Genomic DNA, 22,575 nt, shown 5'->3' with positions numbered 1-22,575 from the left:
GATATTCGAAGAGCTTGCGCCATTCAGAACATATAGAGAACAAAATTCAGGGAGTCAATTGCACTTTTGTGCGATGACGTTCGGTGCAGGTTCCGTCCAATTTTAACATTTGTTTTCGCGTCGTTGTAATCCCTGCTCGCGTAGGAAGTGTTCAGAAACGATACACACGGACCCTGTGATGAACACGACCGCTGCCACACTGACTCAGGCTAGAAAGAACATTATAAAGCTCAGGAAAGCGGTAACGGAGAAGGCGATGAAACTCGCCGCAGAAGTCGGCGCCCTGGAGGCTGAGCTCGGAGCCGACGAGGTAAGGCAATTTCTGGTGTCCCGGTGCAGCCTCTCCAAACAAGAGATTTCCACCTATTCCAAAATTTCCAGAAACGTCGGTGAATACCACGAGGTATTCCTGGAGCGGCAGGTGCCGTACGATCTCGTAAAAGGACTTGCGAACTCAAAGGAGACGGTGCGCCAGCTTGCCTTGGCGGAGATCATTTCGGGCGAAACCTTCGGCACTGCCGAACTCACCCGACTTCGAAAGAGCGTGGCAAGTTCGTATCGCTCTCAGTCAGAAATGATAGCCTCTGGCCGCCAGAGGCTTCTGATCAAAAACGCGCGAATAAATGCGACCGCAAAAGCGAAGGCGTTCCGGGATGAGACGGTCGCTCTGATTGAGGAGGTCGCGGCGCTGCCACCGCAACCGGCCAAGGCACGAGGGCACAAACAGCGTATCGTCGCCGTCGCTCAGCGGGCACAAACGGTGCTGTCGAGTTTCGAAGCGATTTACGGTTCTGAGCACGTGCGCTTCGGCGAACCCGAATGGAGAACGGCCAAGATGTTTGGCCGGAGCGCCGCCAACACTCATCGAACTCTCCAAGCTCTTTCGGCGCCGTGCCGGCACAAGAAATCGACGCTTCCTGACCATGCCACCAGAATTCTCGCCCGCCGAGACGGCATGGTGCGCAACCTCGCAGACTTCATCGGATCACAAGCGCATCTGTCTTTTGCCTACGGCGAACACGAGCCCGCGAAAACGTTACCGAAAAAACGCCTTAAGGCGCTGGAGCTCTGCGCGGGTGCGGGAGGAATGGCACTCGGACTTGAAGCTGCAGGTTTCGACCACGTCGCTCTCGTCGAATTCAACAAGGACGCCGCAGCGACCATGAGGCTCAACCGCCCGGACTGGCCGGTGGTTGAACAGGACCTGACAACATTGGATTTCACGCCATACGCAGGCAAGGTCGATCTCGTCTGTGGAGGTCTGCCCTGTCAGCCCTACAGCGAGGAAGGCAACGGAGCGGGGAAAAATGACACCCGCGACCTGCTCCTCGAAGGTGCTCGAGTGGTCCGGGAGATTAAGCCTCGAGCATTCCTGTTTGAAAATGTACGCGGCGCCCTTTTCGGCAAACATGCAGACCAAATATCGGCGTTCCTCAAAGAGCTGGGTCAATGCGGGTATGAGATCCGCATAGCCGAAGTGAACACGCAGCAATTTGGCATTGCACAGAACCGTCCTCGAATTCTGTTTATCGGCATGCGGGAAAGAGAGAGCCGTGATTTCCGGACGCCTGAGGGCTATCCGGATCGACGTGCCAATGTCGGAGACACGCTGTATGATCTTATGGCGGCCAATGGTTGGAGCGATGTTGACGACTGGGCGGAATATTGCCGTACGGTCACTTTTGAGCTAGCCGACGGTACAGTCGTCGAAGGCGCCCAAGCATCGACGTTGACGGGGCGAAAGGGAAAAGCTCAGGAACGGGAAGGAATTCGTTGGGCAAAAAACGGTCTGAACCCAGCCGGCGTGCCGGTTGCGGCCCCTACGGATGAACTGGTTCGCAAAGCCGGACCCGACTTCGTGCCAGGATTGACCCTGCGGATGCGCGCTCGCCTTCAGGATTTCAAGGACGATTACGAATTCGTCGGCGGAAAAGAGTCGGTTGCAAAACAAATCGGCAATGCCGTGGCGCCTCGATTGGCGCAGGCCATAGGGTTGGCTTTGTACGAGGTGCTGGAAAGTATCAGCTTTGACGTGGAAGCCATGCTCTGGCCGAAGCCAGAGGATGAGCGAGCGTCAGAGCGACAGTCGGTCGATGCCCCTTCGTTGGAACTATTCCTCGGTCCGGGCCAGAAGTTGGCTAGAAACCCGGAGGAGCCTCGTGTTTCACACGTGCACAGCCCAGCTTAAGCGGCGAAAAGAAATGGGGGCGTGGTTCGGGAAACCGGACAGCGAGCCTAGTTTCAGAACGTCCCACTTAAGACTCTAAGGTGTGTGTCTTATTTCGTGACATTATACAGTGTCGCAAATAACCGACTGAAATTGCCTCGATTTCTCGACGGCTTTTGCTACTCTCGGCTGTTGTCTCAAACGTGAGTCGCGTCGGGAGCCATGCGCGTAGTCGAAAAACTGATGGAGGAAGCCAAGCGGGAAACCGGCGGCGAGATCCTGAACGAGAGACTGGATTACCAATTCGCTTGGGGTATCCAGCGAATCCTCACGCTCCATGCGCAGACGAAATCGTACTCGTTCCTGTTCGAATCCCACGACGACATCGTCGAGCTCGACCACGAGCATGCCCCCAACAAGATTGTCTTTTATCAGGTCAAGACAAGGAAGCGGGGCAACTGGACTGTCGCCAGGTTCACGGAACGCCCAAAAACCAAGGAAAAAGGGGTGCCGGGCGGCTCGATCGCGGGCAAGATGTTCGACAATGTGAAACGATTTTCAACCTGCCTCTCGCGCGTTGTGATGGTCACCAATATGCCGATGCCAAAGCTCAGTGCGGACGTTGGCGAGCGCTGCCTCACTGAGCTCGACAAGGATTCGCGTCAAGAACTCAGCGACGCCATGAGTGCAGAAGATGCCGCGTTCGCAGCCAAGACTCACCTTCCCTTCTATCATTTGCACTACAGTCCTTTGCACTTCGCCAACGCCCACCACACAGTCGTAGGAGAGGTCGCCGAACTCCTATTCAAGCGAACGGGTAGCGAGCGTGGTGCGAAAACCTTCTTCGATGCGCTTTCGGGCGAATGTAGGCGAAGGGCAAAACCTCAGCCGACGGCTCGCTTGATCGAAGAGTTCGATTTGGCTCACATCCTGAGAAGATCTGACGTCGAGTTCTTTCTCTCCGTCCATGGCGAGCATACCGTTCCTAGCTGGGAGACTGCATTGCACTACCTGACGCCTCTAGGATTCGCCGAGGTTACTGCGATAAAAAAAGCGTGGGATCGATACACCGTCGAACGCCGGACCAGGTGGGAGACCGTGCGCCACATCGTTCCGCGGATCAAATCGTCTATTGAACCAATTTTCACCAGGCGCCAGACTTTCATCGAGGCCCTAGAGAGCGCTGTCGCCGCGGCCGGAGACATCGTGCTCGAATGGTCGCCAACGGCCGACAAGGCCGCCATCCGCGCAATCATTCTCTATGAGTATCAAAACCCATGAACGATAGCGACCGCTTCGCCCTTCTGATCCGGAACCTGAGGCATGAAAAGCATGAAACGATTGAGCTTCGAAAGGCTGGAGCTATTGTCGCTGACCGAAAAGAAGGCGCGGACAATCGAATTCCACCCGAAGCTGACGATCATCTCGGGGATGAACGGCGTCGGTAAATCGTCCGTCATAAAAAGCATCTATTGGACTCTCGGTGCATCCCCGCCGGCCATGCATCGAGAGTGGGCTTCGGCTAACATAAAAAGCAGGTTGCACATTCGGATAGACGGCGCACCGTACTCTGTCGTCCGAGACGGTCGTCAATTGGCCATGTTCGATGCTGACGGAAGATGCCTAATTTCGACCAACAGCATTACACACGAGTTTGGCCCATTTCTCGCTGACAAGCTCAACTTCGGCCTGACGTTGCTGAATCGAAAAGGAGAGCCCGAGATCCCTCCTCCGGCATACGCGTTTCTTCCGTTCTACCTCGATCAGGACGGTGGATGGGAGCGTCCGCTTACATCGTTCGACCGTCTCATGCAGTACTCCAACTTCAGACGTGCCGTAATTGAGTATCATTCAGGCATCAAGCCGAACGCGTTCTACGAAATCTCCGCCGAAAAAGCGCTTGCGGCACGCACGAAGTCTGAGGCGATCTCCGAACGAAACACAGTCGCCGGTGTAATTGCAAGGCTCGGCCTCGCCCCGGCTTTTCAGGGCATCGAGCTATCCGCAAATGACCACGACGACGCTATCGAGGAATTTCTGGTTCGCCTCACCGACCTAAGGAATAGACGTCAGAAGCGAGCCGCGAAGCTTGCCGAGATCGTCGACGAAAGGCTGCTGCTCCAAGAGCAGATCGAACTGGCGCGCGCTGCAGCAAGGGAGCTGGGTGCAGACGCAAACTGGGCCGCTTCAGACGGCCGCGACACGATCGCATGTCCGACTTGCGGCACGGAGCATCGCAACGATTTCAGGCATAGGTTTTCAATTCTCGCCGACCGCGACCAGTGCTTCGAATTTGTCGCAAACTCCTTGGACCAGATCGACGACCTTGCGATGGAGGCGCGGAAAGTCGAGGAAGAGCTCGTCGCGGCTGACCGAATTATCGAAGAAGTTCAAAAAACACTCGAAGAAGAACGTGGGCGAGTGACCTTGAAGGATGTGATCCAAAACGAGGGACGCCGTCAGGCTCTCACACTCTTCAATGAGCAGATTTCCGACTTGGACCGAAAGATCGGCGAACTCGACGCTTCAATCACGTCTATGGAATCGGCGCTGAAGGCATATAACAAACGTCAGCACAGAGAGGAACGTGAAGGATTCTATGCCGAAAAGATGCTCGGCTATACAAACAGGCTCAACGTTCTGAACCCCGATTACGACTCCATTTCCAAAATTACTGGCCGCATCGTCGAAACCGGAAGCGAGCAACCTAGACTGCTACTGGCATACGCGTTGGCGTTGCTTGCAACGATCGAGAAGTTCTCAGAGGCCTTCGCGGCGCCAATGGTTATCGACACGCCGATCCAGCAGGATCAGGACGTCACGAACGTGAAGTCATTGCTTTCCCTTATAGTTCAGTCCCGCCACCCGCTCGGACAGACGATCCTTGGTACGGTCTCGATGCACGGCATCGATCCAGGTGATGCGAGCGTAATCGAACTCGATCAAAAGCGATCAGTGCTACGAAGGGACGAATTCGACGCTGTTTCCGCATCCCTGCGGCCGGTGCTCGAAACTCTGTGACTGCGTCCAGATTGAGAAGATGACACGGGTCGAGAGACCGCTCAGCCTATGTCTTCAGCTCAATGTTGTCGGATAAAACCAGCGTGATCCGTTCGCCGCCACATTGGGTCGTTGTCCATGGTGCTTTTCCTCCCGATTGGCATTCAAAATCAGGTGACGTGCCATGCAGATTCCGCCCTCTCAAGCAGGATCCAGTTCCCTGCCGCTCTGCGAACAATGCGTTCCCTTTGGGCACATTCCATGGAGTTCGAAGCGCCGAATCCTACTAGCGTCGTCCCCCAACCGCCTTATCTGCCTTAGCAGCAGCGTCTTCCACTTGCTTGAGCCGCTTTTGGCGAAGTTGTTTCGCCTCATGAAAAAACTCTGACGGCAGTGCGTCGAATAGGCTTTTCAAGTTTGCTGGATCGTTCCTGTGCCAGAGATAAAAGGGATCAACGAGTTCAAAGATCGTTAACATGCGCGCCCATTGGAGGTGCTTGGGAGAACAACTGATCAGGTCACGATGCTTCATCGCCTCTTGCTCGCGGCTACGCTTTCGAAGCGCATCACGAGCAGCCTGCTGAACCACGGGCTTGTCAGCGGAAAGTGTCTCAAGCCACGGCAATGAAACGCCAAAGCTGACCGCTCCGGCCAATCGGGCAGCTAACTCACGATCTTTCAGCGACGAGTTCGCCAAGGTTTCGAGACGACCGGCTAAAAATTCACTACCCAAATGGATCCTCAGGCGCCTCTCGATTTCTAAGCGACGGGATGGCTTCGCATCGGAATAGATGAAAATGAGATCGCTAGCAGCCCGATCCAGATCAATCATAAGCAAAAGGTCGATCGCATCCGGCGCAAAATTGCGTACTAGCATTCGTTTAGCCGCAAGATACGCCTCATCTCCCTCGTATTCTTGCAAATGCCGAATTGCGGTTATCGACTTTCCGCGGTCGTAACCGATGCGATAGCACGCGTTCGCCAATTCTCGACTGGCCCATTCGTCGCCAAACGACGACAGCAACCGAAGCTGGTTTCCATCTGTCACAAGATGACCGTTGTCCCGCGACCGACGTAGAAACTGAAAAACGGCTTCCTGCCCCTCGGGTTTCTTCAATAGCTGATTGAGGTAGTCCCGGCGCGCCGTCGATGCCGTACCAAGATCCTGGTTTTGGAGCCACCTTATTACCTCCCGATCGGCGTCTTCATCTCCATGCTTCGCGAGGTACGACGCGACAAGGTGGGTCGTGTCGCGGCCATTTTGTTGGAGCATTTCGCAGGCGAGTGGCAGTAGGCTTGCCTCATAGTAGTTGAGCACATCGAAGGACAAGAGGATCGTCTGTCTCAATTCGGTGGAGGTGTTAGGCGATAGAAATCTCGCCACCAGCGGCCGGGCGTCTTCTGGCATACTCAGAAATGCGGTTAGAGCTGCGGCCCGGTTTACAGATTTCTCGTCGTTCCTGACGAGCAGTTCGGCAATCCTGTCTCTCAGGCCCGACAAATTACGACCATCTGAGCTACGGATATCGGCAGCGTTGAGATAAACAGGGGTGCCCGCCTCGATCATTCTTTCGATCCCAGTATCGCAACTGTGGACGGCGAAAGCTTCCATGCGAACAACACGATCGAACGACTCCGGCTTCGGTTCTTCGTCCAACTGACGGAGCAACGCGGAAATTCCCGAGTCACTCGTCCAACGGGCTGAAATATAGCCATCCTGGCGGCCGAAAACATCCGTGCGTGCGAGTTCTCCCTCGACCAATTGATGAAAACAATTTCCTCCGATCATTGCGAGGATTTTTTCGCATTCGTTACCGACGCTGTCCCTCGTCATTGATCTGCGGCCACGGCGCCCGCAGGCGAACTGAGCTAGGTTCTTTTCCATTTCGCTGCCGGCACGGCGCGACAAGGCCTCAAATTGCCAAACCTCCGTGAGTCCGGAAATAAACGTCAGTGCATGGCCAAGTCGACCAATGCTATCGTCATCTCTGTGACGGGTCTGGTTTGTCAGTCTCAACCTTTCAGCGAATTCGTCCAACACCAATTCGAGAGAACCTAGATCGATAGCCTCAGGTCTGCCCCCGTAGTAAAGGCAAAGCTCCGTCAATGTATCGTCGCTAGATTGGGCATTCTGCCGAATTGCTTCAGCTAATTGGCCGGCATGCGTTGCGTGAAGCTCATCAAACCACCAATTCGTTGCAGCCCAACCATACTCCGTACCTCCGGTCGAAATCTTAAGTAGTGCATCAAGGGGTGCGGATCGGGCGAGAGAGCGGATAACTCGACTTGCCGTCAGATGATCCTTGCCATCTACCGAGTTCAAAATCGGTGAGAGCTCCACATCGCGAAAATGCCCGATCATCTCGATCACCGCCGCACTGGGGACGTCGCTCGAGGCTATCACACTGTCACGGCACCTCGACCATATCTTCGAAGCGAGCTCAGGATCGATCGTGTTCTCGTCATTAAGTGCCCAAAGAAGCTGATCAATCTCAATTGCCTTGGAGGTCTGCCCAAGCTTGACCTCAAGCCAATGCGGATCCGCGTGGACAGCGCAACGGAACGCTTCCGAGCTCAACTTATAACGTTGGCTCAAGTGGAAGCGACCCCCTGAATCCTCGTTAGCAACTGATGCACTGCGTTCAAGCGCACGCTTAAGATGCTCTTCCCAAATGTCATCGAGGGCACTGGAGAGTGGAACAATGCAGGCCGTCTCTAATGCAATTTCAGTCGATTCGTCATTCCCTGACCTTAGAACTCGTTTTGCTAACTCCTCCACAGGCTTAGGATCGGGGGTAGCTATTGCAGCTAAAGCAAAGGGGATGTTTTTCGAAAGGGTGAAATGCCTGTCAGCGCTCGTCACTCTTCGAGTGAGCTCTTCCAGCGCTGGAAGAAGTCTCGTCCCCAAGCTCCCGAAACCGTCTCTCCATTGGCTCTCGTTTCGTGACTCCTGCGGATTTTTGGACACATGCTCGTAGATCAAATCTGCCAAGAAGGTTTTCTCAGCCGAGCCGGAAAGGAGCCAAAGCGCGTCGAAGTAAACGTATCCGAGCCGCGCACCCACCGGGAGCTTGTTTTTGGTGGTAAGGTCTTCGATGTTGGCGAAGAGTGCCTCGGCTGCCGCTGGTGTGAGGCCCTCGTCCCGAATTCGTGCAGCTATCACTTCGGCAACCGCCCAGTTCAACATTCGATCTCCGGCGAACTGGACAAGACCTGCCTTCGGTCGACGGAGAAGTCCAGCCTCCTCGAGCCTCAGTAAGCCAGGATCATCGAGACCTGCCTTTCGAACTTCCGCTGTCTTCCATGGATAATGGCAATTTCCGTTGAGCAACGTGCCTGCCAAGCACAACAACGCGTCCTGGTCGCTCGGATGGTCAGATTGCTCTCGGGATTCTAGGCATGCATACTGCCAGTATGAACTGAAAAGTTCATATTCGGTGGCTCCGGTCCAAGCAGCCAGTTGGGGTAGTTTGACGAAAACGCTAGCGTGAACTGGCTTCAACAACAGCTCGAAAATGTCGTCGGGGAGTTGCTCCCAGACCGACTCGCGATCGTGGAGCGTCAGAAAACGCCGCAGTTCGCCCCCATGGAAGTTGCCGACTTCGGTAACTTTTACGCTCTTGTTGATCGAGGCGACGACCTTAGTAATTCGTGGTTGTGCTGAGACGACGAACCGAACGCCATGCTCGTGCCATCGGCATCGAGCAAGATTCTGCGCGAACGCGCGTTCCTGTATGTCGTCGAGGTAGATAGTGAGCCAAATCCCATCTCCGTCGCTGAAGGCGGTACGGAGGCTCTTTGCAATAACAGAAATTGACGCCGCCGCAGAATGCGCTGGTTGCCAGATCCTGTCGTTAATGCATCTCTCAACTTCATCGAGCGACGCTGGCGCACGCATGACGACGGCTAGTTCGCCTTTCTGTATCTGTCCTAACGCCAGATCCGCAAGCGACCAGGTTTTTCCTTGGCCGGACTCTCCAGACAGGATGACGAACGACGACTTGCTCACCGCCCCAGGCTTTCTCGCCTGCTTCTCCGGATCGTAGCCCAAAAGAACCGAATCCTCCCGAACATGTGTCGCGAGCATCCCCGGTAACGATCTAATGTGCGCAAGCAGGCGGTGCGCGTCAGGATCGATAAGTGATTTTATATCGAATGCAGATAACGTCGCTCCGTTCGTGGCGAGCGTTAGGAGCTTACCGACCAGCTCAAAACGCTTTTTAGCAGGCTCGTCATCAGGACGGAGCAACGGTCGAAGCGCGCGATCTATTTCTTGTTCGACATATTCGATCTGGATGCTCTCGACTTCAAAACGATCAAGTAGGTGTCGCAGTTCCGCAGTGACGCCTCCACAGCCAGCAGCCTTCGCCAATCTCTGCTCAAATTCGTCCTTCGTAAGACGTTTTCCACCCCACCGATATTTTTGATCTTTTTTCATAGATCGTGTGGAAATGTACTCATGTAGCGGCCCGAGACCCGTGATATTGTTTGTAACGAAAACAAACTTTTGATTAGAGCCCAGGCGGACCGTTTTGAGGAGGTCTGGCAAAACCTCCTTGGCGATCTCCCCGCTAGACCACTTTCGGCGGACCGCCCGCATTTTCACTTGCTCAATGGTATCGCAGGCACCGCCAGTCACCTGATGGTCACTGCCCTCCTCCGGCTCCAACCGAAGCATCATTTGTCGGTTTTCCTCCTCGCCGGAGAACGCCAAACTCAACTGGAGTCCTAACCGAATGCTCCGAAGAATTTGAAATAGGAAGCCCGCGATGGCGCGGCGCCCAGCGCTATTGGAATTTAAGTCAACCGAGATAGCTGGCGGAAGATCGGTCACTAGGTCACCGCCCTGTCTTTCGAAGGTAATGGCAAAAGTCTACTTTTAGCCTGCATTCCCCTTTCATTCGACGGTCTCAACGACAGCCTTCCGGATCGAGCTACCGAGAAGCACTTCAATTTCATCTCCGGCTTCGGCGTCCAAAACCGCCTTAGCCAGTGGAGCACTTTGGTTCACCAGCCCCCTCTCCGGAGCGCTCGGATCCTTGATGATCGTGAACTGGTACGTCTCCATGCCACGGTCGAGATAACGGAGCCTAACCTTGCTCCCCAGCCGCACGCTCTTTCGCCGCTGCGTGCTCGTCGCAGCGCGCGGCGCTGGCGGCGAGGTAGCTTCGACGAGGAGAGTAAGTTGTTCGCCGGGTTCTGCCGTTCGAGGTGAAGCATTCGACGGCGAGAACGGCGGCTGTAAATCGACCGCAGAGGTCGGCGCCGGGGGCATCCTTGCCAGCTTGGTCTTCAGGTGTTCAAGACGAGCAGCTATCGCCGTTCGAAGTCGCTCTGCCTCCCGTCTCGGGTTGTCAAACCAATCGGTCGACCACACGCGATGGATGGTCCAGCCTAGGTTTTCCAGAATCTCCTGCCGGTGTCTGTCGCGATCACGCGCTGAGCGTGACGAGTGATAGGTCGCCCCGTCGCACTCGACGCCCATAAGAAAACCATTCGGCCATTGGGGATGTCGAACACCTAGGTCGATCGAGTAGCCCGCTGCGCCAACTTGTGGAACCGCCTCGCATCCCATGGCCTGGATCTGGGTTGCGATATACTCCTCAAGCGGAGAATCATAGGCGCCGTACGTTCCAGTGCCGGCCTCGAGCGGCCCCCCTGCGCTGTATTCGAGCCAGCGCTTCAACATCCAAGCTCCGGCATTAGTCTCCTTCTCGGCAGTGATGTCCGATGGCGACATGGACGTGAAGGTCCGTATCTGCTCTTTAGCCCTCGTGAACAGCACGTTGAGGCGGCGACGGCCAGTGGGACCCGCGATAGGCCCGAAATGTTGGGCCACCTTGCCTCCCTCAGTCGGCGGTCCGTAGACGGTCGATACAAAGATTACGTCGCGCTCGTCACCCTGCACGTTTTCAAGGTTCTTCACGAAGAACTCCTCAAGTCCGTCGCGCTCGAGCAGCCAGCGGTCGACATATTCGCTGGCTGCCTTGTGGCGGGGAATCTCGTATTGAAGTCGCTCGTTGATGTAGTCGGCTTGCGCCTTGTTTACCGCCACAATACCGAGAGAGCGACTGGAATCGCTGCTCATGAATTCCAACGCCGCTTCGACGACGGCGTGTGCTTCAGTGGTGTTCACGCCAGCTTTATAGAGACCGTTCGTATTGACCAGACCAACACCCATCGTCGGGTTATCTTCATGCGCCGACGGGAAGACCGTAAGCCGGTCTTGGTAGATGATGTTGTTTGAGAACTTGATGAGGCCGGAATGCTTCGATCGGTAATGCCACGTCAGCATGCGCCGAGGACGAAAAGCAGTGTTTGCCATCTCCAGTACGGACTCCTCCGTGACAGCGTCCGTCTCTTCATCGTCGGCAGCATCCGAAATGCTCTTATGAAAGAAGTTCGAGGGCGGTAGCTGCTGCGTATCACCGACGATCATCGCCTGCCTGCTTCGGAAAAGAGCGCCGATCGCGTCCTCGGGCGGCATTTGGGAGGCTTCGTCGATAATGCAGACGTCGAATTCCAAGGTGTTCTTCTGAATGTATTGCGCCACGGCGAGAGGCGACATCATCCAGCATGGCTTCAATGCGAGCAGCGCCCTGCTAGCGCGCCGCGTGATCTCCCTCACGGGTACCCGGATCTTCTTCTGGCCCGATAGGTGTTCAAGCAGTCCCATTTCCGTAAGTTCTGCCACCCGCCCACGGGTGACCCCATTCGGTGGCGACGGGTTACGGATCAACTGATATCGAAGCGCCTTACGCGACAGTAGGGTGATCTCGTCGTCGAGCTTCTTCAGTTGGTGCCGCAAGCCCTCAATATCTCGGCCCGAGTATCCGACCAGCTCGCGGCCGAATTTTTCATATACACGACCCGCAGAATTGCGGCGCATGAGTGCCTCGGCGTGGCCAGCCACGTCCGGACGTCCGAGTTGGCATTCAAGTAAATCGACGGTCTGGAGCATTCCTAGCCGGTTGATTGCGGTTCTCGCCCTGGCCACTCCTATCCAATGCTCCAGAGCATCGTGGTCCTCGGCAGCCTCCGCCAGAAAATGCGACGCCTGTTCGAAGGAAAGGTCTGCCAGTTTTTCTGAAACGGGTGTGGACGACTCTGTCTCGACTTTGTCGATCAGGACGTGGGCATCCTGCGCGTCAGCGTAGGATGCGTCAGCAAGCGTCAAAAGGGCCTGCAGACGGCGCTGCTCGGCAGCCAGGGCGAAGGCTGCGCCGAACCGATAGCCTTGCAACAGCTCAGCGACCTCAATCAAATACTCGAACTCTGATGGATTCGACTTCCAGCCTTCGAAGAATTCCCCAAGCACTTGTGCCACAGGACTCGCGTCGAGCTCGGAAAGTGAGTTGTGAAAAAACTCAACCTGGCCAATCAATGCCGGCAGAGCAGATGGCGTCACCTTAGCCGATACACTGAAAACCCTGCAAAGCTGCGTCAGCTCGTTGTCGATTGACCGCATCTTGCCCAAATCAGCTTTCAGCTTTTCGCGTGCCGCCTCAATCTCGCCGAGGAGCGTCTCACGTGAGATCTCTGGAAAATCCGGTATCTCTTGCAGAACCGCCATGGGCGCGTTGCAAACGAAATCACGAACGTCACGGTTTGAATACCCACCAAATTCGCGGTCTACATGATCGTAGAACTCCGCGAGTTGCGCGAAAGTGTCGAAGCTTGTCTGGACGCCCTCAAAGTGACTGCCAAACACCGCGCTCCGGATGGCGCGAGTCTCAAACTTGTCCTCCTCTTCAAGCTGATTACGGGCACGTTCGAGTACGTCGAGCGCAGTGGACTTGTCGAACGAACCCGAACGAGCAACGGAGACGTAAAATCTTTTAGCCTCCTTGTACGTCGAGGAGAGAAAACTCAAGGCGCCAGAGCCCTTAATCACCGACAAATGTCGATCGATGTCGGCAGATCGAGTCCCCGGTCGGAGATCGACAACACGTTCCAGTTCACTACGCCTGGCACGGAGTTCGCGACCGACTTCGACGAATTCTTTGAGCCTTGCCACCGAGCTTGCGTCGGCTAGGCCTGGAGACCGCAAGGCGAGCACGGCCTTCGGTACATCGCGAACAAGCATCGCCACCTTATCCGCAGCACCTACGGACCATCTACTGGCTGGGGGATGGTGTGCGACAAACTCGCCGGCGGCTAAAACCGACTTTGATAGAACTGCAACCGAAGTTTCGATGCCCGCGATCTGGCTCGAACGCTCTGCGGGGTCGAGAGACCTTACGCCGGTGGACCTGCAGATTTCGTTGATCCGCTCCAACCTGCCCCGTGTGTTTGGTTCGGCTGGGTCGATAAGAATTTGGCCAAGCGACTTTGCGGAATCTTGAACATTGCCACAGTCCTGGACAAACGTTCTCAAGTCCTCTGGAGCGTCAAAAGTCGCGATGCGGACTTCGTCGGGCGATAGCTCTCCTTCGACCAGCCCGCGGATGTAGTCAGCAAGTCCTTTGATTGCGGAAATATCCGCAACTGTCAGACGCTCGTCGAGCCCGAACCCTCGCAAGTCTGCTGTGGTGGTCGCCAGCTTAGCAAAGGCACGTGACGCCCGATGCGCCGACGCCAGAATCGCAGAACTCCGAAACTGACTCGTTTCGAGGCAGGCCGTTCCCCTCCAGTGCGTTCTTCTGCAGGCCGCGGCCAGGGAAAGCTCCGCGAGCAGACCAATGCTAGAATTCATTGTCTCGAACTCGTCGGCGCGAAACTCTCTAGCGGGAATGGAATGTTCCGACAGAGCGAGCGCCGACATCCCGTCCAGAAAGTGCTGCGTCGCGATCGCCCGTCCCAGGATTCGATGAACAGTCTCTTCTGTTCCTTCCCACTCGCTGGAGAGGATTGATACATAGCGGGACAGCTTATCTCGGACGTCGACGAAACGTTCGCGTGCCTCATCTAGTCCGCGAGGAGACTGCTCTCTAAGCTCCATCCTGTCGCGGATGGAACGCATGAACTCGTCCTTGGAACTTTTGCCGGCCAACAGGGGCAACACGAAATCTCCAAGACCGACGGCTTCGAGGCGGCTCCTTACAACTTCGAGCGCCGCGGACTTCTCAGCCACGAACAACACCTTTTTCCCCTTGGATAAAGCGGTCGCTATGGCGTTGACGATCGTATCGGACTTACCTGTCCCCGGCGGCCCCTCTACAGCAATGTTGCGACCGCGCGCGACGTCGACAAGGACGCTGAACTGGCTGGCATCAGCCTTCTTCACAAGATGCGGAACCTCAGCCTCCACGTCCGGGGCATCGACTTCGTATTCCTCCGCAACCGCGCCCGCCTCTGAGCCTTCGGCTCCCACGAGGATGGATTGGATGATTTCGTTTCGTGAAAAGTTGGAGACCGCGGTATTCAAATCCTCATACATGGCCATGCGTGCTGCCGGAAATACGGAGAACGTGATCCTCCTCCTTACTTTCCACGGAAGCTTGGCATGCTTGATCTCGCCGATTTCTTCGAAGTAGTCTTCTAGCGACCCACCACTGAACGGCGGAAAATCGATCCCGAATTCGCGCTTGAACTTCTCCAATAGCACTAGGTTCGTTTCCGCCTCTTCACCCGTCCCTTCCACGGAAAAGATTGGTCCGCCTGCGCTTTTCTTTCGTTGGACGAGCACGGGCGAAAGCACAAGAGGCGAGAGATATACACGGTCGTCGGCCCTCGCCGGATCCTTCCACTCGAGGAAACCGAATGCTCCCCGCAGTAGATTGAGCCCGGTTTCCTGCTGAGCCGTGCGTGACTTCGTCATCAATGCGTTGAGCTTTCGCTCCAGATCGGCCCCCAGAAGAAGGGTCTGGATGTGATCGTCGTCATAACGATCATCCTCAGCCTCGGTCTCCCGCAGCGGCAAATCGAAACTGGGATCTATCCCGTTGTTTCGAGCATGCTGAGCCAAGGATTCATCCTTGCGTGTGATCCGCCTCGGCATTCCTCGCGCCGCCCGCACTCGGTCACGAAGGGCTCGTTCTGCCCTCCGCAAAAGATCGGGATAGTCGGCAGCCTCAGTGTCAAGCTTTCGCGTCTCAGACAGATACTCGTCGTCGGTGCGAAGCGCGATTGAAACGGCCTCAACGAATTCAGTTGTAAGCTCGTCCTTGCTCTCTTCCTCGAATGATGGAAGTGGCCGAAATTTCAACGTGGTGTCGTTGTTGAGGCTGTAGAAGACCCGATCAGGCAATTCGTCGATCACCCTGACTTGGCTTGCGGATCTGCTGTCGAAGCTCATGTTCACGAGCGGGTTTCTCGATGTGAGATCGAGAAGCCTCGGGCGAATTTCTTCGATCTTGGAAGCCACAAGCTTTGAAAAGTCGCGAACGGTTGGGTTCGATTGGCCGTTCATGGAATCATTCCGAATACTGATTTAAAGTTGAAATTTGTTCCACAAGCACCATCAGCAATCAAGGTACTGTTGCGGGCCCGCGCTCGGCTTTCCACTGTCTCCGAGTACCAACCAACAGGACTGGGGCGCAGTAGACTTGGCTAAGAAGTAGTCGCGGCCTTCCCGACCCATATCTGAGAAAATATCCCAGAATTTACATGCAAGGGATACGGCGGATCTGTATTGCCCGCACCACAATCTTCTTAGCCGCTCATTGCGGAGAGCCAGAATTTAAGCTCGGGAGATTTTTCCTCGGCATCTGCAATGTATCGCTTTTGCCAAGAGCCATCACCGACGAGTGGTCGGCCAAAAGTTCGCGGTTTTTTTCTGAGCCAATATCGCCACGCGTAGTGGTCGTAGAGATCAAGAACATGGCAGGCATAAGCTTGGGCCAGATCCTTGCTGCCTCTAACGATCACGAAGTTCTCGTCGTTATTGTGTGACGCGCGATATCCTAGATTGTGAGATCCGGTGATCACCGCGCAGTCTTTGCTGAAAGGATCGATTACCACGATCTTGTTGTGTATAATCGCATGTCCATAGACATACATTTCCGCTTCCCATGCACCGAACGCGTCCTGCTTTCCGATCGCGCCGGCGGGGATGGACCGGTAATCCGGCTCAATTTCCTCGCCGCCCTGCTTCTTTGTGTTTGGTTTCGCCGGCTCTCCGATGACCGACACGTGCATAGGCTCTCTCAGGTTGGGATCGGTTTCATTTTGACCGGCCAGCGCTTCGGCGAAGTTGGACGCCCTGACGGTGTTGGTTAGAGCCCCGCGAACAAAGAGACCGGGATTTTTTTTCAAAGCGGAACCGGCGGCGTCGAGGATTGAATTGTTGCCGGGGTCGAACGCGAGAAAAAGAATGGCGTGCTTCGCTTCGTCCATCAATTTGAAGACGTATTCCATGTCCTCTGGATGTTCTTTTGGGGGGCGGGAAAGAAACTTGGTCGTACTCGGTGCGAAGAGAATCTGGACCGACGTATCGGAGTCGAGTTTAAGCGGTTTCTCGATGGCGTCTCTGTTATTCTTCGTAATGAAATCCCTCAGGTCTTTTCCTTGCAACGCGTCTTGAGCACCGTTTGCGTTTTCAGTGTCCTTCCGGAGGTGATCCCAATAGGCCATGTATTGCGATGCGACATTTGACGATTCGATAATGAGTGCATTGTTCGTCTGGGTGCAGAGCCCGCTGCTAGTCCAGTTGGTCGAGCCCGTAAGAACGGCGGCCGGCTGTCCCTTCTCGGTCAAGATGAGCGATTTGTTATGATGGATACTGCCTGTCTTCAGTATTCGGTCGATCACGTTCACGCCGGAATTCTTCAGGTTGGCGCGGTTTTCCGCATCACCGTCCTCGATTCCGGGATTGCCGTCTTTAGGTGATATCCTCGCATTGCCGAGTATAACGGTTCTGCTTTTCGGATTTCCGTGGTCAGCAGCTTGTAGACGCCGCTCGAGCCCCAGTGGATCATCGAGCTCATAGAGCGCGGCATGGATTTCGCCGCCGTTCTTGTCAGCTCTATCTAGCAGGTGGGTAACCCCTTCGAAAAGCTGTCCCGTCAGACGTTTTCGGATAGGATCTTCCGGTTTCGAGATATGCGGCATGAGGGCGGACTTGCTTGGTTTGTTGTTCAACGCCTTGCTCAACGCCTGCGTCGCGACGATGCCCCGGTTGAAATAAGCCTTGAAAAATGGGCCCCTATCTTCGGTGAGCGTAATTCTATTGCTTAGGAGGGGCTCGACGCCGACAAGAGCCTTGAGTTTTTCTCCGGGAGTTCCACCCATTGGTACTATCCGGTACTGGTAGCTCCCACCCGGCTTCGCAAAGAGGTCTTTCCACCAGAATTTCTGGATCGGTGCGTCATGGGTTGTCAGTGGGCTGTCCTTATCCTGCCCCTCGAAACGCGCGAGGGCTGGGAGCGTTTTTTCCTTCCCGTTCCCGTCGATTTGAACAATAGCGAAACCCAAGCATCCATCGAGGTGCTTGTCGTAGGTCCATGCAACTAGGGCAATGTCATTATTTGAGAACGCGATTGCAGGCATGCTCCCCTCCCCGGTATTTGAAGGAAAAAGACGAAACAAAGCTTGAAAACGGTGGAATTTAAAATTACGACTTATGCGTGAGCTTTTGCAATTATGACTAGAATTTGCGATCTAGTAAATCGGTCATTTCGAGTTCGCCTACTTCCATCCGCTACTCAGTAAGAGCGGTCGTGTGTCCCTCGTTGGCGTGTTCGCCAAGGTCGATAGGAAATAGCCTAGATTCATCAAGGGGAACCCTTGTTGAATCCCCCTCGGAAACTCGACAACTCTTCAAACGTTCGTTCTATCCACGATACCAGCCGAGCCGCTTTCGCGACGGTGGGACCGCCCAAGTCGATTGGCACCGCGCGTCCTACTTATACTACCAAAATCGGAACGGCTGACGCTATAGTCAACGCCTCCAAATGACTGAACGGTTCCTCGTCTTCTGATAGAAATCAACGTGCAGCGGCGTCGAGCGAACGGCTACGCGATGGCCGAGAACTGAGTTTCCGGTTGGCCATGCAGGATGAAATTTGAGACTGGATTGTGACATGGGGCCATTTAAAGGCACTGACTATAGGAGTTGATCACCCTCTTCCAGCGTACCTGAAAGTTGCGCCCATTCCTGGACTGGGCGGCTGCCTTTTGCAGAAAACTGCAAAATAAAATGCCCGTCCACGTCAGCAATAATTCGAGGGGCGATCTTCGCCGCATCAAAGAGTTCCGCGATATTGGCTTCGGCATCCTTGCGTTTGACCAATTCGTTCATGGATTCGTTCCTCTGCCATGCGCGTGGCGGTTAGAGACGATATGCAATTATCTTTTGACGCCGGTTTCAATGTACTGTTTCTTTCTGCGGTGATCAAACTGATCTTTCAGGTTATCCATGTCTACGGAAGTCGGAGTCCATGACAAACCAAGACCGCTGCTGCTGCTCGACACGTCAGTTTTGACGCTGAGAGCGAGGCAGGATCCGCCCGCCGGTCTGCGCGATTGGCTCGACGCCGTCGCCGGAGTTGCGACCCTTTGCATCTGTTTTCCGGTGCTGGTCGAGTTTCGACGCGGGCTTAACCTGTGTAAGGACCCTTTAAAGGCTGCGCGCATAAGGCACGAAATCGAGGAGATCGAGCGAACCGATTTCGTCTATTTCTCGCTAGGCCGTGCAACCGAGTTGGTCTATGCCCGAATGCTTTCCATTCCGGCTCTGAAGCACTTCTGGAACCCCAATCCGAATACCAAACACCAGCGTGTCAGCCACGACTTAATGATCGCGGCGACGGCCGTAAGCTACGACACGCCCATTGTCTCAACGGACAGCGATTTCAAGGTCATCGACGGGCATGTGGCCCTCCCAGGTGTCTTCGACCCTCTCAAGGGGGAGTGGAAAGTCGCTCCACGAACGCCGATATGGCTTCCACCGCTAGTGGCAACATGCTCCGACGCCGGTCCGCACATCTAATCGTCGCAGAACCGCCCGGCTTCGCCCCCCTGTCCCCCTGTCGACGACAAACATTTCGATTGCCGTGAGCCACTTACGTCACAGCGACCAGAAATTGAACGCCATCATAGAAGAAGGCTATCATTTGTACGCGCAATGATCATGTAGCCGGCCGCATGCTCTCCTTGACCGACGCCGGAGGGGGGAAAAGGTCTCAAGATAACCTCCAGGGAGGATCTAATGAGCTACCCCAGAATATGGACACCCGACATCTCTCCGTCGTCTATTTCCGATAACCAGTTCCATGTCCGTGTGGGAAACCGACGCCTTCCACCAAACATCTTTTTCACGGGCGTAGTTTGATCAAACGCGCGTGCAGCCGGGGGGCGGTAGACGACATGGTGACCGCAACCAATTGTTTGACCAGCACCGCCGAGCACTGCTCACGCCGCACCCGTCGAAGTTTTCACAGCGAATCGGGTGAAGTACTTGATCCGAATAGCGTTTCTTAAAACTTTTTGAAGGGTTAGGTGGCTAAACCTTGGCAGACGCAACTTCTCGATTGCTAAGACATCCCAGGAACCAAGTCGTGACCAAAGCCCCTGCCCGTAAAGGCGACATCGACCTCGATGCCGCGAGAGCCAACCTTCTGAAGTTCAAATCCTTACAAACGAAATACTACCTCAAGATTGCCGAAGAAATCGTCGCTCTGAAAACGCATCTTGGCAGCGGCCACGCCGCGATGCCTGATGTGGACGCCTGGCTTCAGACGAATACAGGCTTCACCGCCGTGGAAGCAAAGTCATTCGCGCGGTTCGACAACCAACTCGCAACGTCCGCCTTGTTAAAGCGCCGCGGCACTTCTCCAGACGTCATCGCGGCACTCGCAAAGGCGGACGAGAAGACACGAACGGAATGCCTGAAAAGTATCGAACGCGATGAGCCGGTTGACGTAAGTTGGGTGGAGAGCCGCGCAAGCGCGTACAGCATTGCCACGATGTTGCCCGACGATCTCGCCGAATTCAGACGCGCTGAATTGTTTCAAGAGACGACCGAGCAGTACGCCGCAGCAAAGCTTTCCGAAATGGAGAGAGGCGCGGGAGAATTGTTGGACCTCATCGATACTTGCGTGGCGGCTAGGTCGAGCTTCGAAAGCATATACTCGTACTCATCGACTGGTGAGGCTGATCCGACACTTCGGATAAACCATCTTGCCGCGAAAGTGCTGTCCGAGCTGGACGACCTGTTCGGTGGACGGCCCCGCGTGTACGAAAGACCCGCTGATGCCGGTATGGATTTCGATCAACCCTTTCCAAAACTTGTGGCGCTCGCTTCGGTCAGCTTCTCTTACCAATCCTTACACAACCTCAAGCGAGGTGAGATTAGCCCGGACGACATCACCTCCGAAGATTGGTTCAAACCCCGCCGTTGTCTGGAATTTCTTGCCGGCCGCCGGGCATCAGCAGTCCCGGACCGAACCTCTCAGGGGCTACCATGGAGCCCCAGGACCAACCCGGTTTTCGTCGACATCGATGCAGGGGCCGGGGGAAGCGCGCTTGGACTTGTCGCAGCCGGAATGCATCCGCTTCTCGTGCTCGCGCGCTCGACTCATGAGTTCGCCGCGGTGTCGTCGAATCCCATGCGGAACGTGCAACTGCTTGACGGAGACGTCGACACAGACCTGCTCAAAGTAAAAGGTAAGGAGATCGATGTTCTGACAAGTGGAATGCCGTTTCACCACTATGACATCCCCCACGCGAGGAAAGCCTACCAAAGCGCTCTTAGCGCGGTAAAGGCCCTTCAACCAAAGGTGTTTTTCTTCGAGACGCTTCCGAGGAAGGATGACGGCCACAAAGCCACCGATTTCGAAGACCTGGGATACGACGTCCGTTGGTACACTTTGGACAGCGCAGAGCATGGCCTGGTTCAAGCGAAGAACCGCGAGATAATGGTTGGCGCATTCAAAGGCGACGGGTTTCTCGACAGACTGATGATGCCAGTCCTCCAACCTCGCCCCCAATTGTTGACAAGTGCCATCGGCGATCTGGTCGCCGGTCACGTTTGGAGTGGCGACGAGCCTGAGAAAGATCGAGATGCTCATAGAGCACTGGTGCAAGCCTGGTTCAAGAAGTGCGGAACGAAGCCCGCTCCTCACTTTCCGAATCCCTTTCAAAAAAGGGCCGCTCCGCTTTGGCGGAAGCTAGGGATAGACATCAGTCGACCCGTCCGACACCCACCGAGCCTTGAAGACTTCGGCTTGCAGGATGGCTTTTTCTTAAGCACCGAGATGATCAAAAGGATTCAAGGCTATCCGACGGATTGGAACGTCGAAACGGCCGAGTACTCGATCGCTAAAGAAGTTGCAGACTCGTTTCCGCCTATGATGGCAAAAATGATCGGCCTGGCGATAAACACGGCGATAACCGGCGTGGAGTTCGATCATGAACGGGCGTTCCGCGTGCCGCTGCTGCGATCGAGGCGCAGTCGCCTGCACCCAGGAGGAAGCATCTTATACACGCCCGGTGTTTCATCGGCGTATGCGGATCCAAACCGAGCGTTTCGGATACGTGAGATGGAGCGGCGATCAAAGCTCGACTTGCCCCACCGTCCATACCCTCGCCCCGGCGTCGACAACGCAGCAAAGGGTACGCCTGGGAGTTAAGAGCTGACACTGGCCTCTACGGCTCGCGCATATCGTCACAATCGCTGTCCGGGCCATCGAGTAGTGACGCTACTGCGTCCCAAAGGCCACCCCGTCTCCGGACGTCTATCTCTTCGACTTCGATACCATTTCTGATGATCTGCACCTTGTCATCCAGATCGAATACCAGGCGGAACTGCGCGCCTTGGTATTCGAATTCATAGAACTCACGATCCTGATCGATCCTGCCCACCTCTATATCCTCGATGCCCCTCTCCTTTGCTAGGTCTCGGAGCTTCCCCCAAAACATGAACATCTGACCATCGTCGAGGATCGTCGGGAGGCCGTAGCCCTCTGGCACAAGAGGATCCTCGAGCAGCACCATTGCCGCGTGTTCGAACGCATCGTCCCACGTTTTGAAATCCTGACGCCCGATCTCGTGAAAGTTCAGCGACCACCCACCGACAAAATGTACCCATCCATTCGTGCCGACTGCATGCATCTGCGAGCGACCGCCTCCCAGAACGATCGAGTTGTTTGCGAAGGTCGCTTCCGGAATGCCCGACCGCTCAGGGTCCATGAAGATGAAGCTGAGGGGCGAACGCCAGACGAGACCATTCTCGTCCGTTCGTTGGAAGTACAGATGACGTTCTTCCTGTCCCTCTAGGCGCATCCGCAGACCTAACTCTTTGAGAACCGGCCCTAGACGTCGGTTGATCTCGACCAGGCTTGCCTTGAAATACATCGTCCATCTCCTCGTAAAATGTCTACGAAGATGGTTCCATGACGGCTCGCATCCCACAAAGTGATGCAAATCGACTGTTTCCGGAGTTGGATTGGTTTGCACCAGATGCCCAGTTGCGGCGATTAATCCTGTACCCAAACCGGCAACCGGAGCGAAAGTTAGAATTTGAATTA

At 55.2% G+C, this 22,575-nt stretch carries 10 protein-coding genes; 5 read left to right on the top strand and 5 right to left on the bottom strand.

Going from position 1 to position 22,575, the window contains the following annotated elements:
- The first annotated feature begins 178 nt into the window (after window positions 1-178).
- From ACST81_RS12995 to ACST81_RS12985, 3 genes are all read left to right on the top strand, one after another.
- Window positions 179-2,188: a DNA cytosine methyltransferase gene (locus tag ACST81_RS12995; RefSeq protein WP_438748248.1), complete on the top strand. Its 2,010-nt coding sequence runs from the start codon at window positions 179-181 to the stop codon at window positions 2,186-2,188.
- A 201-nt stretch (window positions 2,189-2,389) separates the two neighbouring features.
- Window positions 2,390-3,448 carry a dsDNA nuclease domain-containing protein gene (locus ACST81_RS12990; protein ID WP_438748246.1) on the top strand — a complete coding sequence of 353 codons (1,059 nt, stop codon included), beginning with the start codon at window positions 2,390-2,392 and terminating at the stop codon, window positions 3,446-3,448.
- Window positions 3,449-3,490: 42 nt separating this feature from the next.
- On the top strand, window positions 3,491-5,188 hold the full coding sequence (locus ACST81_RS12985) for an AAA family ATPase (protein ID WP_438748245.1): 1,698 nt from the start codon (window positions 3,491-3,493) through the stop codon (window positions 5,186-5,188).
- A gap of 265 nt (window positions 5,189-5,453) precedes the next feature.
- Here the strand turns inward: ACST81_RS12985 and ACST81_RS12980 are convergent, their stop codons facing one another.
- From ACST81_RS12980 to ACST81_RS12965, 4 genes are all read right to left on the bottom strand, one after another.
- A complete protein-coding gene (locus ACST81_RS12980) occupies window positions 5,454-10,001 on the bottom strand; it encodes a hypothetical protein (RefSeq protein WP_438748243.1) in 4,548 nt (1,515 codons plus the stop codon).
- A gap of 63 nt (window positions 10,002-10,064) precedes the next feature.
- On the bottom strand, window positions 10,065-15,518 hold the full coding sequence (locus ACST81_RS12975) for a DUF4011 domain-containing protein (RefSeq protein WP_438748241.1): 5,454 nt from the start codon (window positions 15,516-15,518) through the stop codon (window positions 10,065-10,067).
- A 242-nt stretch (window positions 15,519-15,760) separates the two neighbouring features.
- A complete protein-coding gene (locus ACST81_RS12970) occupies window positions 15,761-17,596 on the bottom strand; it encodes a phospholipase D-like domain-containing protein (RefSeq protein WP_438748240.1) in 1,836 nt (611 codons plus the stop codon).
- A 556-nt stretch (window positions 17,597-18,152) separates the two neighbouring features.
- Window positions 18,153-18,347 (bottom strand): hypothetical protein, encoded by a 195-nt coding sequence (locus tag ACST81_RS12965; protein ID WP_438748238.1) that lies wholly within the window; start codon window positions 18,345-18,347, stop codon window positions 18,153-18,155.
- 117 nt (window positions 18,348-18,464) lie between these two features.
- On the opposite strand from ACST81_RS12965, the gene ACST81_RS12960 reads away from it, so the two are divergent.
- Complete coding sequence (locus ACST81_RS12960; RefSeq protein ID WP_438748236.1) at window positions 18,465-19,037, top strand: type II toxin-antitoxin system VapC family toxin; 573 nt, start codon at window positions 18,465-18,467, stop codon at window positions 19,035-19,037.
- A gap of 568 nt (window positions 19,038-19,605) precedes the next feature.
- Window positions 19,606-21,678: a DNA cytosine methyltransferase gene (locus ACST81_RS12955; RefSeq protein ID WP_438748234.1), complete on the top strand. Its 2,073-nt coding sequence runs from the start codon at window positions 19,606-19,608 to the stop codon at window positions 21,676-21,678.
- 16 nt (window positions 21,679-21,694) lie between these two features.
- Here the strand turns inward: ACST81_RS12955 and ACST81_RS12950 are convergent, their stop codons facing one another.
- The gene (locus tag ACST81_RS12950) at window positions 21,695-22,402 is read right to left on the bottom strand and encodes a hypothetical protein (protein ID WP_438748232.1); all 708 of its coding nucleotides are present in this window, start codon (window positions 22,400-22,402) and stop codon (window positions 21,695-21,697) included.
- Window positions 22,403-22,575 lie beyond the last annotated feature (173 nt).

Source organism: Pararhizobium sp. O133, from assembly GCF_051669845.1.
Taxonomy (GTDB): Bacteria; Pseudomonadota; Alphaproteobacteria; order Rhizobiales; family Rhizobiaceae; genus Pararhizobium.
The sequence above is the reverse complement of the archived record's forward strand: the minus strand, read 5'-3'. Positions and strand labels throughout refer to the sequence as shown.